Below are 1,891 nucleotides of genomic sequence, written 5' to 3'. Positions count from 1 at the left end.
TCAGAATGAGCTATCCGGAATCTGGGTTTTTGGTTGGTTTGATGAATGGGTTTGTATGATGCGCCATGCGTTTTCGCTTTCTTTACCCTCTGCGATAGCGCACCAGTCACTCTTTGCTGGCACAAAGAGTAACCAGAAATGCCTTTTGTGCTCTGGCGTTGTCCGGCCCGGTTTTAGGCGCGTCCTGCGCCGAAAACCTAAAAATTCATCCCTGAATTTTTACCTAATATATTGGTAATAACTTTGACTCTTTAAAACGATTTTGCCCCATTGTGTGTTTCGATGAATTTGAGATGTCATCGTTTCAATCGTTTTTGAGATACTTTTTGTTATGCGATAGCCATCGAGCAATACTCTTTCTTTCTCCTAATCACCTATTAAAACTGCAACATCAGAAAGTGCCTACAGCATATTCTCTCTAAATTTAGACGGGTGGAAATATCACCATTATTTCATACCGTATCGACTCGACTGAAGGCACAAATTATATAGCATTCCCCAATTCCCCAATTCCCCAATTTTATTGGCGATAGAAAATTACAGAGAAACTGACAATGAGTATCGAAATCACCACAACAAGTTTAATTACCGGTTCAACCAATACGGATGGTTCAGGCAGCGCTGAAAACTTAACAGTTGAGAATGGCCATGAAATCGATCTTAGCCATTACACAACGTTTGATGATCAGGGTAACTCTGAAGGTGCATGGACTATCGTTGACGGCGACACCACTGTTGCTGACCGTTTTAACCGCTATGGCGACCATGAAACTTCTATCACTAACACTGCAGATTGGAATGACGATGGTGAGAAGGAAATCTTCGTGGACACGGCAGATTATGAACATTATGTACAAAGTACTTTGAATACTAATCTTTCACTTACAATCGAAAATTATGTCGATGTGAATTTGCATACGACTTATCTCGAGAATACAGGTGAACTTCAGTTCAGGATTGAAGGCGCGAAACGTGGCACCATCGATTTATCAGATGGTCGATCCGGTGGGGTTCAACTAGATATCGTTGCTCAGAGTAACGGTCCGAGCTGGGGCAATATGTTTGAAGTCACGGGCAGTTCCGGATCCGATAGGGTTGCTATTGGTGGAAAGGAAGGTACAGAATACACTGAATTTTCGATGGACTTAGCTGCGGGGGATGATTGGTTTACTGCATCAGTTTTAAATGCTCCTGCATCTGCAAGTCAAATCCGTTTTGTTGATGGTGGTGATGGAGTTGACACTATTTCTATCCATGACACAGAGGCGGGGACACTCGCTGAGGTTGATTTTGTCAACTTTGAAATTATCAGCGCTAACGAACACGAGCTAACACTTAATGAAGATGTTCTGAGTCATAATGGGACTCAAGACGCGCCACTTATAGTTGAAAACACAACAGAGCTCAATTTTGCTGGGGATGTTGAGAGTATTACTGCCAAAGAATATGATTATGTGAATGATCATGGTGTTCATAAAGATGGATATTACGAAGTGACCGTGGATTACGATGATGCCAGCTATACCGTTATTACCGACAGTGTTGATGATTCCTGGTTAGCGTAAGCAACATCAATTAAGTAATACCCTTTTCTAGAGGCTCACAGCCGTGAGCCTCTATTTACCCCCCTACCTTTTTACCCGCTTGAGATTTCAAGACAAAACGAATCAAAGATAATTTCATGACGATTCTTAGCGCTATTTACAATACTAAAACTAATTCGTAACAACCCAATTTAGTAAGCGCTATAACTCTAAAATGTCCAAAAACGCGTTAGCGAATAGCCCTAATAAATTAGGTAAAAATTCAGGACGAATTTTTAGGTTTTCCGCGTCGGGAACGCGTAAAACCGTGCCGGACAGCACCAGAGAACAAAAGGCATTTCTGGTTA

The 1,891-nt window shown here is 41.7% G+C and carries 1 protein-coding gene; it reads left to right on the top strand.

Annotated features, from left to right (window positions below):
* Positions 1–554 precede the first annotated feature (554 nt).
* A complete protein-coding gene (locus BLS03_RS25275) occupies positions 555–1,565 on the top strand; it encodes a hypothetical protein (RefSeq protein ID WP_093279600.1) in 1,011 nt (336 codons plus the stop codon).
* The last annotated feature ends 326 nt before the right edge of the window (positions 1,566–1,891 follow it).

It is taken from the genome of Vibrio xiamenensis, assembly GCF_900100015.1.
Lineage (GTDB): Bacteria > Pseudomonadota > Gammaproteobacteria > Enterobacterales > Vibrionaceae > Vibrio > Vibrio xiamenensis.
This window is presented reverse-complemented; position numbering and strand designations above follow the sequence as displayed.